Source organism: Streptomyces sp. NPDC107654, assembly GCF_055639035.1.
Genome location: NZ_JBVKBI010000008.1, coordinates 257,117 through 269,952, shown reverse-complemented (window position 1 = coordinate 269,952; position 12,836 = coordinate 257,117). Strand labels below are relative to the sequence as shown.

The following is a 12,836-nucleotide window of genomic DNA, read 5'->3' as shown; positions in this document are numbered from 1 at the left end:
CCTTACACATGCGTGCCGAGGGCGTTATGGCCGACGTATTCGGCCCATCACCTGCGTGAAGGAGGCGGCGTCCTCGTCGAATCCGTGCGCGCCGGCGTGGAAGGCCCATTCGCCCGAGTCGTCCCGGACGAACTCGGCGAAGGTGGCGGCCGTCGCACCGAGGACCGAACCGAAGTCGTCCTCGGCGAGCACGGTGTAGCCCTCACGGATGCGCGCGGCGGGGTTCAGCACGTCGGCGAACGTCTTGCGCCCGGACCGCTGTTGGATGACGACACCGACCACCACGCGCGCGTAGCGGTCGTCGAGGCGGTCCAGTTCGACGGTCATGACCTCGTCCCAGCCGAACCCCTTGCCGTCCGTGCTGTCGCGGTTGAGCAGGATCGTGCCGTCCGGAGAGCGGCTGTCGAAGTGCACCAGATAGGCCGGAGCCCCGTACGGGTCACCCGACAGGAAGGTCGCGGCGACGATGTCGAGGTCCGTCGGCGGCCGGCCCGCGGGACTCGGATCCCACTTGAGCGCGACCTCGACCTTGCGGATTCCCTTGCTGAAGCCGGTCACCAGGCTTTCCCTTCCCCCTGTGGCTCGCTCGCCCCCAACTCCCCATCGGCCGGGGTTCCTTGCCCATCGTGCCACGCGCGCGGGCGAGCGTGCGCGAGCGATCTCCGCCGGAGCGTGACCGACGCCACGCCCGGTGGCCTTACGATGGCGCGGTGCTGGTCAAGTGGATTCGCTGCACCGTGGTTGACCGCCGGGGCTTCGAGCGGGGGCAGCGGAAATGGGCGGGGCTTCTGGGGGAGCCGGGGTTTCGGGGACAGGGCGGGGGCTGGAGCCGGCAGCGGCCGGGGGTGGCGCACATATTCGCCTTCTGGGAGAGCCGTGCCTTCTACGACTCCTTCATGGCCCGTTCCCACGACCGCCTGGCCGCCGCCCAGTCCGGCACGTTCAAGGATGCCCAGGTCAAACTGTTCGAGTACCGCTTCGATGTGAAGACGGGCTTCGAGCCGCGGTTCAGCGACACCGACCTGATCCGCGTGGCCCTGTGCCGCATCCATGAGGAGCGCGTCGAGCACTTCACGCTCATGCAGGAGAAGGTCTGGAACCCCGCGATGGCCGGTTCGCCCGGCATGATCCGCGGCATGTTCGGCGAGGCGCCCGAGCAGGAGTTCCTGATCCTTTCGATGTGGCGGTCGGCGGCCGAGCACGGCAAGTACCGCACCGAGCGTGTGGAACGCCTCGCGCTGCGTGCTCAGACGGAGGCGGACGTAGCGGCACTCTCCGGCGACATCGTGGACCTGGAGCCGTCCTGGACGGTCTGAAAGACCCTTTGGTTCGATGACCTAACGCACCGCTCCCAACCGTCGCACGGACCGAGCGAACTGCTCCGAACCGCCGCAGCGCAGGTCCGGGAGCCGGCCCGCGAAGATGAGGGACATGTGACCTACGCTGTATAGAGCCCGTACGAGTGCTCGTCCCCCCGCCGTTCGATCTAGGGTTTTGGCATGGCACGACCACGGCGCATCGTCCTTGTCCGACACGGCGAGTCAACGGGCAACGTCGACGACTCCGTGTACGAACGCGAGCCCGACCACGCCCTCGCGCTGACCGAGCGCGGCTGGACGCAGGCCGAGGAGACCGGCAAGCGGCTCCGTGAGCTGTTCGGCCGGGAACGCGTGAGCGTCTACGTCTCCCCGTACCGACGCACCCACGAGACCCTCCGCGCGTTCCACCTCGACCCCGACCTCATACGCGTCCGGGAGGAACCCCGACTGCGCGAGCAGGACTGGGGCAACTGGCAGGACCGCGACGACGTACGTCTGCAGAAGGCCTACCGCGACGCGTACGGCCACTTCTTCTTCAGGTTCCCGCAGGGCGAGTCCGGGGCCGACGTGTACGACCGGGTCGGCGGCTTCCTGGAGAGCCTGTTCCGCAGTTTCGAGGCCCCCGACCACCCCCCGAACGTTCTTCTCGTGACCCACGGGCTCGCGATGCGGCTGTTCTGCATGCGCTGGTTCCACTGGACGGTGGCGGATTTCGAGTCCCTGGCCAATCCCGGGAACGCCGAGATGCGGATGCTCGTTCTGGGAGACGACGGCAAGTACACGCTCGACCGGCCCTTCGAGCGCTGGCGGAAGCCTGTGCCGTACTGGGTGAACGGATAGAGTGGCAGGGCGATGACCGCTGACTCCTCTTCCCTCGGGCGCCTGGAGCGTGCCCTGGCGAGCCTGCGCGGACTGGCCGTGGGGGACGCGCTGGGCTCCCAGTTCTTCGTTCCCGCGAACTATCCCCTGCTCAAGCGCCGCGAGCTGCCCGCAGCCCCCTGGCAGTGGACGGACGACACCGAGATGGCCTGCTCCGTGGTGGCCGTCCTCGCCGCCCACCACCGCATCGACCAGGACGCGCTCGCCCGCTCCTTCGCCGAGCACCACGACTTCGACCGGGGCTACGGCCCCGCGGTCAACCGGCTGCTGCGCCTGGTCCGGGAGGGGGGTGACTGGCGGGAGCTGGCCGCCGGCCTCTTCAAGGGGCAGGGATCCTGGGGCAACGGCGCCGCCATGCGGATCGCGCCCCTGGGCGCCTGGTACGCGGACGATCCCGAGCAGGCGACCCACCAGGCGGAGATCTCGGCCTATCCCACCCACCAGCACCGGGAGGCCGTGGTCGGGGCCATGGCCGTGGCCGCCGCCGCGGCACTGGCCGGCTCGCCGGGCGGGCCACCCGCCCCCGAGACCCTCCTCGACGGCGTCGTCGCGCTCGTCCCGAAGAGCGCGGTCGGCCAGGGCCTGCGCCGCGCCCGCGACATGCTCGACTACGACGACGCGGCCACCGTCGCGGCCGTCCTGGGCTGCGGACGCCGTACGACGGCCCATGACACCGTCCCCTTCGCCCTCTGGTCCGCCGCACGGGCCCTCGGCGACTACGAGACGGCCTTCTGGACGACCGCCCAGGTGGGCGGGGACGTCGACACCACCTGCGCGATCGTCGGCGGCGTGCTCGCCGCGGGCAAGGCCGGGACACCGCCCGCTGAATGGGTGCAGCGCACCGAGACCCTGCCGGACTGGGTGCCTGCGCGGGCCTGACGGCTTCCGCGGTGCTCGCTCCGCCCCCGCTACCGGCCGGTCAGACGCTCTTTCACGCCGTCGACCGGTCGGAGGTTCTTCCGCGCCGACCGGTCGAAAAACTCTCCGTGATTGCCGGGAACTCTCCGTGACCGCCGCGCGTTGTTCCGGTATCCGCTGCTCACCGTGTCGACGGTGTGAGTGCCGGCGGAGCCACGACGACGGGAGAGGGAGGGTCGGGAGATGGCGTTCGTCTCGCTGGGCCCGCTGCCGGCGCCGCTGGAGCCGCTGCACCTGGTTCCCGCTCTCCTCCTGGCCCTGTTGCTCACCCTGTCAGGCGCCCTGGGCGCTTCTGTGCGGCCCACCGGACCACCGGCCCACCGCGCGGCCGCGATCTTGCATATGCGGGAGCGCGTGACGGAGGGGGCGATGCCGGGGTGCCCCTGCCGGCGGGCTGGCGCCCGGTTTCTTGTCGTCCACGAGGAGCTGATAGGCCGTCACCATCGGCCCGTCCCCTTGTTGCTGCGTTGCGGCGCCATTGCCCCGGAATCCCCGCTCTCCTTGTATGCAGGAGAAGAAGAAGGACGGTTGCCTCGCGCTGGACGGCCGCGCCCCCCGGACGGCGTGGCCTCGTCGGCGTGGTCCGGGTCGAGCGGGCACCGGACCCGGCAGTGTGCGCTAAGACCTCTTGGCCCTGTACCGGCAGGTGCGGAAGATCACGTACTTGCGGCCTGGTGTAGCCCTGAGTTTGTCATTCACGAATGCGACCACATGGGAGTCGAATGCTTCGAAGGTGTGATCTCCGGGAGCGTGGTGCAGGCGACCGTCAAGCTGCTTCGTGAGGCAAGTGAGCGCGCAATAGTCAGGGGAGGGGCTGGTTCGGGCACGGCCAGCGGGTATGTGGCCGACGCGGTCCCGGTCATGGCGCTGTACGGGCGAAGATGTGCGTGAGCGAATGAAGCGATCAAGATCGCGTGGAGGTGATCGTCCAGCCGATGCTCCCGCTGCTACTGCCGTACGGCACCTGACCCCCCTCCGGAGCTGTGCGCGCCGGCCCGGCGGCGGGGCCTTGCCCGTTGGTGCGTCCGAACTGCCGTGTGGTGGTACGCCGGGGTGTCGCGCGGCGGCATGACCGGGGTGTCGCGCGGCGACAACGGCGGCGTAGGCTAAGGGCGCCATGCCGTACGAACCACCTACTCACACCGTCGAGCGCTCCCTGCGCGCCACGACCGGAGCGAAGATCATTGCCGGTATCGACGAGGTGGGACGCGGCGCCTGGGCCGGGCCCGTCACCGTCTGCGCGGCGATCACCGGTCTTCGTCGCCCGCCGGAGGGGCTGACCGACTCCAAACTGCTGACGGTCAAGCGGCGCACGGAACTCGCCGCGACCCTGCAGGGATGGGTGACGTCCTACGCGCTGGGGCATGCTTCCCCCGAGGAGATCGACCACCTGGGGATGACGGCCGCGCTGCGGCTCGCCGCGGCCCGCGCCCTGGACGCTCTGCCGGTCCGCCCCGAAGCCGTGATCCTCGACGGGAAGCACGACTACCTCGGCACCCCGTGGAGGGTGCGCACGGTGATCAAGGGCGATCGTTCGTGCGTGGCCGTAGCGGCGGCGTCGGTGATCGCCAAGGTTCAGCGCGACAAAATGATGGCCGAACTGGGTGTCGACCATGCACACTTCGGATTTGCGGACAACGCCGGGTATCCGTCGCCCGTGCACAAGGCCGCACTGGAGGAGTGGGGGCCCACCCCACACCACCGCTTGTCGTGGGCGTATCTTGATGCGTTGCCTCAGTGGCGGCACCTCAAGAAGGTCCGCAGCTGGGCGGACGGAAGCGTTCCGGAAATTGAGGGTCAGCTCGGCTTCGATTTCTGACGGTTCCGCTCGCACTGATGTGCCACCCGGTCATCCGCGCCGCACCAACGTTTGATAAATATCAGCTCATGCCTCTCATTCCCGAGGAGCCTCAGATTCACGAGAGTGCCCAGGGTCCCCGCGCCACTCCGGCCAGTGGCCGTACCGCGCCGACCCCCCGCCCCGTACCCGGCCCCCGCCCCGCGGCTCCGTCCCGCCCCGGTCGTCCCGGCCCTCTGCGGCCCACGCCGCCGGTGCAGCGCACGCCGCGTGACGTGGTTCCGGCCAAGCCTGGTCCGTCCGGTCAGGCCGCTCCCGCCACCACGGCGAGTCCCCAGATCCAGCTGATCCCGGCCTCCGCCGAGGGTGCGCTCGACGCCGCCGAAGAGGCGGTGGACCTGCTCCTTGACTCGGGCCGCGCCCCCGGCGACGTGCTCGTGGTCACCACGGGTGCGCAGCATCCGTGGGCCGAGCACGAGCTGTCCTTCGGTGAGGCGTCCTACTGGGCGCAGCACGACGCCGGTGACGACGTCTTCTACGCGGACGCCGCTCTGGTCTCCCGTGCCGCGTCCCGCCCGGTGGTCGTCGTGGCCGTCAACGGGGGCCCCGCCTCCGTCGCCGCCACCGCCCTTCCCCTGGCGCACGCGCGGGCCGGTTCCCTGCTGATCGTCTGCGGCGACCCGCAGCAGATCAACTCGGTGCTGGGCGCCGGCGTCTGAGCCACGTCCGGCACCGCCTGCACCGGGGTGCCGAAGGAGCCGCTCCGGCGGAATCCGCACGGTGCGGCTTGCGACGTGCGCGGACGCCAGGCGGCCGCAGTGCTGCCGGTGGGACTGTTCCCATGGCGAGCCCGGAGAGCACGCCGGCCTGTCCGGCGGGCTGATCCGGGTTGCCGCGGCGGCGCATGCCGGGGCCGCACCCCCTGCGGCCCAGCCGTGCCCGTGCAGCCATGCGGCCGTAGCGCAGGCGACCCCGTTGAAGCGTTTCCGGAGTCGGTCTCGCAGGTCGCCGGACCTCCGAGGCGGCGCTCATCGGCGCTGTTCGGGGCGCACGTTGGCGCTGTTCGTGGCGCACGTCGGCTCGTCGCCGGGTCATCGCGCACCGTCCCGGTGCCGTTCGCGTTGTCGGCCGGCAGCGGGGGCCGGCGTACCGTTCGCTTCGAGCGGGTCAGCGGGCCGCTGCCCGGCGCAGCACCTCGGAGACCGGGCCCCCGGTGCGTGGCACGAGCGGCGGGGCCTCCGACGTGGCGAAGGGCTCCGGCTCCGAGTGCGCGTTGGGGCGGCGTCCGCCACGGCCCTCGCCGAGCACCTGCCAGCCTTCATGCGTCAGCGTGATGTACGCCCCGCATCGCAGCCCGTGCAAGGTGCAGGCGTCACGCAGTCCCCACATCCAGGCCCCGTCCTCCTCGGTCCAACGTCCGTCACCCTCACGGCAGTAGAGGAGCACGGCCGTGCGCACGGGGGTGCGGCGGCGCAGGTCGTGGGGGATCACCCGGCGCAGCTGGGCCAGCAGCGTGTTACGGAACATCCAGCCGTCGGCCTGGGCCGCACGGCGGGTGAACGAGGCGCTGGCCCGCAGCCGTTCGTCCGGATCGAGGACCGCCACGATCGCAGTGAGCGGCTTCGGGTGATGGCGGGCGTGCAACCCGCTCACGACCTCACGGGGGTTGCGCAGCAGAGGGATACCGGCGGCAGCCCACTCCGCCGGCTCAAGCAGGCGACTGGCGGAGGCGGCGGACGCGGACGTCGACAACGAGGCCGCCGAGGACGAGGCGAATCCGAAGGTCACGTTCCTCCCTTCGGCTACGCGCCCATACTGCGGGCGAGGTCGGATTCGGGGGAGCGCGCACCGCAGCGGAGCCCAACCGGATCACAGAGAGCCGTGCGGGGAGCGGACCTCAATTCTTCCTGTCGAACTTGGATGCGGCAACGAGCAATTGGGGCCACCGACTGTTATCAGGTGGTGCGTGGCTTATATCCCTACCCAATGGTTCGGCTGGTGACGCCTGCGACGGCCGGTCATCGCCCCACGGTTTCCGCGAGCGGCCGCGCGGACCGGCTCCGGGCCCGCGGACCAGCCCCGGGTCCGCCGGGACCAGGGGTCCGCGGACCAGCCTTGGGCTCCCCGGGGCCGGCGGCCGACCGCGCCAGGCACAGGCGGGTGCAGCGGCGGGCGCCGGTCATCCCTGAACGGCGAGGACCAGCGGCAGCACACCCCGCGCACCGGACTTGCGGAGCAGCCGTGCCGCGATCGCCAGGGTCCAGCCCGTCTCCGTGAAGTCGTCGACCAGCAGCACCGGACCGTGTGCCTGGCCGAGGGCCGCCGCCAAAGCGGCCGGCACCGTCAACGCGCCGTCCAGGGCCTTCAGCCGCTGCGCGCTGTTGCTGCGCGGCAACCGCGGCGCGTCCGCGGCGTATTCCACCGAGCCCAGCAGCGGGAGCCGGCCGATCTCGGCGATACGCGCGCCCAGCGAATGGATCAGCTGCGGCCGGCTGCGCGAGGCCACGGTCACCACGCCCACCGGCCGGGGCGGGGCGCCGGACGCATCGGAGGCCCAGCCACCGGGACCCCGGGCCCAGTCGGCCAGGACGTCGACCACGGCCCGCGCCACGTCGTCCGGCACCGCGGCGTCCGGAGCGCCGGGCGCGAGCAGCGGTCGCAGCCGGTTGCCCCAGCCGATGTCCGACAGACGTCCCAGAGCCCGCCCCGGCAAGGCCTGTTCCCCCGCCGGGATACGTCCCTTGAGATCGATGCCGATTGCCGGGAGGCCCGTCGGCCACATACGGCGGGGCTCCACCTCGACCCCCGCGCGGCCCAGGTCGCTGCGTGCCGCGTCCAGGGCCGCGGTGGACAGACCGGAAGTGAAGCGGGGGCCCGCGCAGTTGTCGCAGCGTCCGCAGGGCTTGGCGCCCTCGTCGTCCAGCTGGCGCTGCAGGAACTCCATCCGGCACTCGGTGGTGGTCGCGTACTCGCGCATCGCCTGCTGTTCGGCCGCGCGCTGCCGAGCCACCCACGCGTAGCGCTCGGTGTCGTACGACCACGGCTGCCCGGTCGCGACCCAGCCGCCCTTCACTCGGCGCACCGCTCCGTCCACGTCGAGGACCTTCAGCATGGTCTCCAGGCGTGAGCGGCGCAGCTCGACCAGCGGTTCCAGGGCCGGCAGCGACAGGGGTCCGTCCGCCCGGGCGAGGACGTCCAGCGTGCGCCGCACCAGATCCTCGGCAGGAAAGGCCAGCGAGGCGAAGTACTCCCAGATCGCCTCGTCCTCCTTGCCCGGCAGCAGCAGCACCTCGGCGTGCTCTACGCCGCGGCCGGCCCGGCCGACCTGCTGGTAGTAGGCGATGGGGGAGGAGGGCGAGCCGAGATGGACCACGAAACCGAGATCCGGCTTGTCGAATCCCATGCCGAGCGCGGAGGTGGCGACCAGGGCCTTGACGCGGTTGGCGAGCAGGTCGTCCTCCGCCTGCTGCCGCTCGGCGTTCTCCGTCTTGCCCGTGTACGAGGCGACGACATGCCCGCGCTGCCGCAGGAAGGCGGTGACCTCCTCGGCCGCGGCGACCGTGAGCGTGTAGATGATGCCCGAGCCCGGCAGATCGGCGAGGTGGTCCGCGAGCCACGCCATCCGGTGGGCGGCGTCCGGGAGACGCAGGACACCGAGGCTCAGGCTCTCCCGGTCCAGTGGCCCGCGCAGCACCAGCGCGTCCGATGTGCCGCCGGTGCCGAGCTGCTCGGCGACGTCGGCGGTCACCCGTGCGTTGGCCGTGGCGGTGGTGGCCAGCACGGGGACGCCGGGCGGGAGCTCGGCGAGCATGGTGCGCAGCCGACGGTAGTCGGGGCGGAAGTCGTGGCCCCAGTCGGAGATGCAGTGGGCCTCGTCCACGACCAGCAGGCCGGTGGCCGCGGACAGCTTGGGCAGGACCTGGTCCCGGAAGTCGGGGTTGTTCAGCCGCTCCGGCGAGACGAGCAGCACGTCGACGTCGCCCGCCGCGATCTCCGTTTGCACGACCTCCCACTCCTCGGTGTTGGCGGAGTTGATGGTCCGGGCGTGGATACCGGCCCGGCTCGCGGCCTCCACCTGGTTCCGCATGAGCGCGAGCAGCGGTGAGACGATCACCGTGGGACCGCTGCCTCTGGCCCGCAGCAGCGAGGTCGCCACGAAGTACACCGCGGACTTGCCCCATCCCGTGCGCTGCACGACCAAGGCCCGGCGCCGGTCGGCCACCAGTGCCTCGATCGCCCGCCACTGGTCCTCGCGCAGCCTGGCGGTGCCCGTGGCGTCCCCGACGAGCCGGGCGAGGACGGCATCGGCCTGTGCGCGGAGATCCGCGCTGCTCGTGTGCTCCATGCGTCCATACAACAGGACGGGACCGACATCCGGGCGAGGCCGAGGCAGGGCTGTGGACGAACGGACCGTCTTGTCGTGTCCCTGATCCGACTTATCCACAGGCTCAACCGGAATGCCGTGATCCGCGAGATCGTCGGCGCATGACGAATCACGGCGGAACCACCGGATCCCACGGAAACGACGACATCCCGGGGCAGGCGCCCGCGACCGGCCCGGTCGAACACGCCGCGCAGGTCACTCTGCGCACCCCGGCCGAACTGGCCGACGCCCTGCCCTACCTGCTCGGCTACCGCCCGGAGGACAGCATGGTCCTCGTCGCCCTGCACGACCACGGAGGCCGCGGCAGGTTCGGGGGCCGGGCCCGGCTCGGCATCCCCGCGAACGACGAGGACTGGGAGGCCGCCGCCCGGCAGCTGGCCCGCGGGCTGGTCACCGGCAGCGAGCGGCGAGGCTCCCGGCCCGAGCGGATGGTGGCCTACGTCTGCCAGGAGCCCCGCCCCGGAGAGTCCGGCCGGGACGTCAAACGACGGCTGGAGAGGCTGGCCCAGCTGATGCGCATCGAGTGCGGCAACCTCGACGTGCCGGTCATCGAGGCCCTGTGCGTCTCGGACGGCCGCTTCTGGTCGTACTGCTGCCCGATCGCGGACTGCTGCCCCGAGGAGGGCTCGCCGATGGGCCTGCCCGGAACCTCCGTGCTCGCCGCGGCGGCCACCTACGCCGGCATCCAGGTCCGCGGCACCCTGAGGGAACTGCGCGCCCGGCTGCAGCCCTGGGAGACCACCGCGGCACTGGAGCAGGAGATCGCCCTGGACGCGGCCGGCATGAGCCTCGTGCCCCGCATCCTGGACGAGAACGCCCGCCAGGAAGTGGCGGAGGAGACGCTCGCTCTCGCCGATCGGATCATCCGCCGCTACGCCGCGGTGGCACCCGTCTCCGGCACCCACCCGGCCGACGTACGCGACGACGACCTCCTCGCCCACGACGAGGCGGCGACCCTGATCCTCGGACTCCAGGACCGCACGACCCGTGACAGGGCCGCCGCCTGGATGGAAGGGGACGAGGCCGGTCCGGCACTCCGGCTGTGGCGTGCCCTGGCCCGCCGCTGCGTCGGACCCTATGGGGAGCACGCCGCGGCACCGCTGACCCTCGCGGGCTGGGTCGCCTGGTCCATGGGCGACGAACTGGAGGCGCGTGAGGCACTGGCCATGGCGCTGGCCGCGGATCCCGACTACCTCTTCGCCCGCCTGCTGCATCAGGCCTGCAACGAAGGGCTCGACCCCGAGGCGGTCCGCCGCTGCCTGCGGGGGGAGGGCGCGCGGCGCACACCGGCGCCCGGTTCGGAGAACGCCGCTTCGGGGGAGCGGGGCACCACGGGCGAGCCAGTGAACTCGGCGGACAAGACGGAACAAGCGCACGCACCCCGCACGTGCTCGACGGAGACTGCGGCCCCGGGACCCCGGACCGCTCTCGCCGAATCGCGGCAGACCCCGGCTCTGCCAGGCGGGGTGGACTCGCGCGAGAGGGACCAGGACGCCGAACCCGGCTCCCCGACGCGTGTGCAGAGGCGACGCCGTGCACGGACCCAGGACGACGGCGGCGGGCACACGGGGCGGCCGAAGGGACGCCGGCAGCGGCCGGCCGACTCCCGCCCCGGATCGTCCGCCACCGACGTCACCGGTCCTGGCACCCGTGCGGCGAGCACCACGCGCACGCGTGCGGCGGCTTCGAGTGACGCGACGTCCGGTGACGCCCTGCGGGACGGCCGGAGCCGGCAGACCGAGGGGGAAGGATGAGCGTCGGCCGGAGCCGGTCCGCGCCGTCGGCCCTGACCGGTACGGCTCTCGCCGGAACGGCGGGCGGGTCCACGGCGGACAGCGGAGGCGTCACCACCCACCGCCGCCGCGCCCTCCCGATGCAGTGCGGAGGTCGACCGGCGCGGAGCACGTCGAGCGCCACGCCCGTCGGCCGGTCACACCACGATTCGGTCGGCTTCCTCCCACCGGGCCGTGACCCGGCCGAGACGCCTCGCGTTCACCTGAGTGGCGGAGCGCCTGGACAGGCCCTGCCGCCGTACCCTCCCTGTCCTCCGGGGCGGCCGAACTCCTCGCCCGGCTGCTCGCCACCCCCGTCATGGACACGGGATGGGGACTGCGTGGTCTGGGGACCAAGGAGGCGGGACACAACCCGTTCGGCCACCGCACCGGAGCGATGCGGGTCCATGAGACCGCACCAGCAGTCGCCGGGCTGGCGGCGGCCGGCTACGAGAGAGCAGCGGCCGGCCTGCTGAAAGGGCTGATGGAAGCGGCGGAACACTTCGGCCGCCGGATCCCCGAGATGTTCGCCGGCGAACAGCGCTCCGCCACCGCCGCGCCCCTTTCACACCCGCGGCCTGCCCCCCGGCGGTCACCACAGCGGCCTTCGTGATCGATTTGTTCACCGCCCTCGCCGGCATCCGTCCCGACGCCCCGGCCCGCACGGTCACGCTGCGCCCCGTGCGGAGCGCCCCGCTCGGCGAACTCGGCCTCACCGGCCTACGCGTCACGGGTGCCCCCTTCGCCGTCCGGATCAGCCGACTGGGACTCGCCACGGTGGAGGCGGCGGCGGACGGCCTGCAACTGGGCCCATGACATTCCGGGAAAGGAGGGTGACCTCGTCCGACACGACCGGACCGACGAACTGCGAGCGGGCCCTGCCCGCATTAACCGGAACGAAGCGGAACCACCACCGATGCGCCCGATGGAGGGAGTGTTTATCGTCAGGAAGACGACTATGATCGCCGCATGCCCTACGACCCGTCAGCCTTTCCGCCCTTCGCCGTCACCGTGGACCTGGTCGTGCTGACCGTGCGCCGCCATGCCCTGTGCGCGCTGGCGGTCCGCAGGGGCGAGCCTCCCTTCCAGGGGCGCTGGGCGCTGCCCGGCGGCTTCGTACGGGCCGACGAGGACCTGTCCCAGGCGGCGGCGCGCGAGCTGGCCGAGGAAACGGGGCTGAGCGCTCACGACCCCTCGGTCCCGGTCCAGGACAACGGAGCACATCTGGAGCAGCTCGCCACCTATGGCGACCCCAAGCGGGACCCGCGCATGCGCGTGGTCAGTGTCGCGCATCTCGCACTCGCGCCCGACCTGCCCGCACCGCGTGCCGGCGGCGACGCCAGCAACGCCCGCTGGGCCCCGGTCGAGGAACTGCTCCAGCGGGGCGGTTACGGCCGGGACGGCGAACCCGTGGCACCGCTCGCGTTCGATCACGCCCAGATCCTCGCCGACGGAGTGGAGCGCGCCCGCTCGAAGATCGAGTACTCGTCGCTGGCCACGGCCTTCTGCCCGCCCGAGTTCACCGTCGGAGAGCTGCGCCGGGTGTACGAGGCGGTGTGGGGCGTGGCACTCGACCCGCGCAACTTCCACCGCAAGGTCACCGGAACCCCCGGCTTCCTCGTCCCGACGGGAGGTACGACCACACGCCAGGGCGGCAGGCCGGCCCAGCTCTTCCGCGCCGGCGGCGCCACCCTGCTCAACCCACCGATGCTGCGTCCCGAGGTCTGACCGGCGGGCCACCGGACGGTCGGTGCACCGGCCGCCCG

General features: G+C 72.0%; 10 protein-coding genes and 1 pseudogene. 8 read left to right on the top strand and 3 right to left on the bottom strand.

The window, feature by feature from the left end:
* Window positions 1-24: 24 nt before the first annotated feature.
* On the bottom strand, window positions 25-558 hold the full coding sequence (locus ACZ7N4_RS17120) for a TerD family protein (protein ID WP_471359109.1): 534 nt from the start codon (window positions 556-558) through the stop codon (window positions 25-27).
* Between the two features lie 152 nt (window positions 559-710).
* Between ACZ7N4_RS17120 and ACZ7N4_RS17115 the strand changes: the two genes are divergently transcribed.
* The 5 genes from ACZ7N4_RS17115 (at window position 711) to ACZ7N4_RS17095 (ending at window position 5,633) form a co-directional block, all read left to right on the top strand.
* On the top strand, window positions 711-1,316 hold the full coding sequence (locus ACZ7N4_RS17115) for a YdbC family protein (RefSeq protein WP_471359108.1): 606 nt from the start codon (window positions 711-713) through the stop codon (window positions 1,314-1,316).
* A gap of 183 nt (window positions 1,317-1,499) precedes the next feature.
* On the top strand, window positions 1,500-2,159 hold the full coding sequence (locus tag ACZ7N4_RS17110; protein WP_467923659.1) for a histidine phosphatase family protein: 660 nt from the start codon (window positions 1,500-1,502) through the stop codon (window positions 2,157-2,159).
* Between the two features lie 12 nt (window positions 2,160-2,171).
* Entirely contained in the window at window positions 2,172-3,077 is a 906-nt protein-coding gene (locus ACZ7N4_RS17105) for an ADP-ribosylglycohydrolase family protein (RefSeq protein ID WP_471359107.1), read from the top strand.
* A 1,156-nt stretch (window positions 3,078-4,233) separates the two neighbouring features.
* The gene (locus ACZ7N4_RS17100) at window positions 4,234-4,935 is read left to right on the top strand and encodes a ribonuclease HII (protein WP_471359106.1); all 702 of its coding nucleotides are present in this window, start codon (window positions 4,234-4,236) and stop codon (window positions 4,933-4,935) included.
* 68 nt (window positions 4,936-5,003) lie between these two features.
* The gene (locus tag ACZ7N4_RS17095) at window positions 5,004-5,633 is read left to right on the top strand and encodes a hypothetical protein (protein ID WP_471359105.1); all 630 of its coding nucleotides are present in this window, start codon (window positions 5,004-5,006) and stop codon (window positions 5,631-5,633) included.
* A gap of 448 nt (window positions 5,634-6,081) precedes the next feature.
* Here the strand turns inward: ACZ7N4_RS17095 and ACZ7N4_RS17090 are convergent, their stop codons facing one another.
* Both ACZ7N4_RS17090 and ACZ7N4_RS17085 read right to left on the bottom strand, forming a co-directional pair.
* Entirely contained in the window at window positions 6,082-6,702 is a 621-nt protein-coding gene (locus ACZ7N4_RS17090; protein WP_471359104.1) for a hypothetical protein, read from the bottom strand.
* A gap of 391 nt (window positions 6,703-7,093) precedes the next feature.
* Entirely contained in the window at window positions 7,094-9,259 is a 2,166-nt protein-coding gene (locus ACZ7N4_RS17085; RefSeq protein ID WP_471359103.1) for a RecQ family ATP-dependent DNA helicase, read from the bottom strand.
* Between the two features lie 140 nt (window positions 9,260-9,399).
* On the opposite strand from ACZ7N4_RS17085, the gene ACZ7N4_RS17080 reads away from it, so the two are divergent.
* From ACZ7N4_RS17080 to ACZ7N4_RS17070, 3 genes and pseudogenes are all read left to right on the top strand, one after another.
* Window positions 9,400-11,052 (top strand): DUF4192 domain-containing protein, encoded by a 1,653-nt coding sequence (locus ACZ7N4_RS17080; RefSeq protein WP_471359102.1) that lies wholly within the window; start codon window positions 9,400-9,402, stop codon window positions 11,050-11,052.
* Between the two features lie 304 nt (window positions 11,053-11,356).
* Window positions 11,357-11,886: pseudogene (locus ACZ7N4_RS17075) on the top strand (glycogen debranching N-terminal domain-containing protein); the annotation flags it as partial.
* A 153-nt stretch (window positions 11,887-12,039) separates the two neighbouring features.
* A complete protein-coding gene (locus tag ACZ7N4_RS17070) occupies window positions 12,040-12,798 on the top strand; it encodes an NUDIX hydrolase (RefSeq protein ID WP_471359101.1) in 759 nt (252 codons plus the stop codon).
* The last annotated feature ends 38 nt before the right edge of the window (window positions 12,799-12,836 follow it).

Excerpts from the sequence above, each read along its gene's own strand:
- ACZ7N4_RS17110 (WP_467923659.1), top strand. The coding sequence starts at position 1,500 with ATGGCACGACCACGGCGCATCGTCCTTGTCCGACACGGCGAGTCAACG.
- ACZ7N4_RS17105 (WP_471359107.1), top strand. The coding sequence starts at position 2,172 with ATGACCGCTGACTCCTCTTCCCTCGGGCGCCTGGAGCGTGCCCTGGCG.
- ACZ7N4_RS17100 (WP_471359106.1), top strand. The coding sequence starts at position 4,234 with ATGCCGTACGAACCACCTACTCACACCGTCGAGCGCTCCCTGCGCGCC.
- ACZ7N4_RS17095 (WP_471359105.1), top strand. The coding sequence starts at position 5,004 with ATGCCTCTCATTCCCGAGGAGCCTCAGATTCACGAGAGTGCCCAGGGT.
- ACZ7N4_RS17085 (WP_471359103.1), bottom strand. The coding sequence starts at position 9,259 with ATGGAGCACACGAGCAGCGCGGATCTCCGCGCACAGGCCGATGCCGTC.
- ACZ7N4_RS17080 (WP_471359102.1), top strand. The coding sequence starts at position 9,400 with ATGACGAATCACGGCGGAACCACCGGATCCCACGGAAACGACGACATC.
- ACZ7N4_RS17070 (WP_471359101.1), top strand. The coding sequence starts at position 12,040 with ATGCCCTACGACCCGTCAGCCTTTCCGCCCTTCGCCGTCACCGTGGAC.